This is a genomic window from Metasolibacillus meyeri, from assembly GCF_003049505.1.
In the GTDB taxonomy this organism is placed as follows: domain Bacteria; phylum Bacillota; class Bacilli; order Bacillales_A; family Planococcaceae; genus Metasolibacillus; species Metasolibacillus meyeri.
Window position 1 is genome coordinate 1 of the sequence record NZ_PYWN01000229.1, and the last position, 1,406, is coordinate 1,406.

Genomic DNA, 1,406 nt, shown 5'->3' on the forward strand with positions numbered 1-1,406 from the left:
CACTAGTGTCGCATTAAAATAATTAATTGCACTATTGTAAAATGAATTTTCTGTAATTTATCAATGGCACAAAAAAATCCTTTATAATGGTTTGGTGGTAGTAACCTATCCCAATCCAAAATAAAGGACAATCGCATGGATAAGTTTACACGAAAAACATCATTTGAACAATGGCTTTCTCCTATTTCCAACAATTTGCTTGAAGAACAAGTGAAAGCCCATCAACTAAATACCTATACGAAGAAGCTGTATATGGCTTCATTTTTGAAATTACTATTGTATGCCCAACTCCATGAAACAGAGAGCATGCGTGCATTAAGTGATTGTGTGTTTTCAGAAGAATTACAGAATGCAATCCAGCTTGAAACCATTAGTTTCTCTCAACTAGGGAGACGTTTAAATCAAGTGCCAACTGAGTTCTTTCAAACCATTTTTCTTGATTTAGTCACACAAATTCACGCAAAAACTGATTTTCAAACAAGAAGAAAAACGACAACTCCACTCAAAATCATGGATTCAAGTACATTACCATTGAATTTGAACAACCATAAGTGGGCAAAATTTCGCAAAACAAAATCTGGTCTAAAGCTTCATCTACGCCTTGTCTTTATGGAAAAAGGATGTTCTTATCCAGACCAGTCGGTACTTACGAATGCCCACGAACATGACCGCGGCCAACTTGAAGTACTTGTCGATGACAAAGAATGCATGTATGTGTTTGACCGTGGCTATTTGGATTATGAACGATTTGATCGCATGACAGATGCAGGCTATTTCTTTGTTTCTCGCTTGCGTAAAAATGCGGTTGTGCGTAAGCTCGAAACATTTTCATTGCCCGAAAACGCTTCGGTGTTATCAGATGAAATGGTCGTGATTGGCACCACACAAAATCGGGCTGAAAATGGATTCCGTTTGATCAAAGTGCTTGATACTATAGGAAATGAGCTGCACCTATTAACCAATCGCTTTGATTTAAGTGCAGATGAAATCGCTGAACTTTACAAATCACGCTGGGCCATTGAACTGTTTTTTAAATGGATGAAACAACATTTGAATATCAAAAAATTCTATGGTCAAAGTGAGCGAGCTGTTCATAACCAAGTGTACATCGCAATGATCACCTACTGTTTGAATGTACTAACTCAGTTAAACACAAAAAGCACACGGACGTATTTACAAATCAGTCGTTTTTTAAAAGCAGTTTTATGGAAACCCGCACGCATTTGGTTGCGTAAAATTGGAGGAAATACCGTCCCCTAAGGTTTCCAACGTATCTGTCGCTTTAGTCAAAGGTTATAGTAAAAAAATGGATGTTTACTACCTCTAGTTAATCGTCTTTCTTTTTACTCCAAATGGAACAAGCTTAAAAACAGAAAATTCAATCAGCTTTTATGCGACGCTAGTGA

Annotated in this window: 1 protein-coding gene; it reads left to right on the plus strand. The window is 37.1% G+C overall.

Annotated elements, in window-relative coordinates:
- Positions 1-135: 135 nt before the first annotated feature.
- Entirely contained in the window at positions 136-1,260 is a 1,125-nt protein-coding gene (locus C9J34_RS21185; RefSeq protein ID WP_107842145.1) for an IS4 family transposase, read from the plus strand.
- The last annotated feature ends 146 nt before the right edge of the window (positions 1,261-1,406 follow it).

Bases quoted from the DNA above. Each gene is read 5' to 3' on its own strand.
- C9J34_RS21185 (WP_107842145.1), top strand. From the start codon at position 136: ATGGATAAGTTTACACGAAAAACATCATTTGAACAATGGCTTTCTCCT.